Source organism: Borrelia persica No12, from assembly GCF_000500045.1.
In the GTDB taxonomy this organism is placed as follows: Bacteria; Spirochaetota; Spirochaetia; order Borreliales; family Borreliaceae; genus Borrelia; species Borrelia persica.
On sequence record NZ_AYOT01000154.1, the window covers coordinates 1 to 201 of the forward strand.

Here is a 201-nt window from a genome sequence, read left to right on the forward strand (position 1 = left end):
AGTTATTTATATTGAGATGTAATAATTTATGTTTGGGTGTTGTAGTATTGAGTTTGATTTTGGAGCATTTATACACAAGTAAAGGTGTATAGTAACTTGCTTGGTTAATATCTAATATAGAATGTGTTAAGTTAACACTAATCGTATCTTGTGGCATTTATGTCTCCTTTAATTTTTCTATTATTTGTAAGTTAGCCTTAA

The 201-nt window shown here is 26.9% G+C and carries 1 protein-coding gene; it reads right to left on the reverse strand.

Annotated features, from left to right (window positions below; genetic code table 11):
• The coding region (locus tag U881_RS12290; RefSeq protein WP_152520686.1) for a DUF787 family protein at positions 1–157 on the reverse strand (157 nt) is incomplete at its 3' end.
• Positions 158–201: the final 44 nt, after the last annotated feature.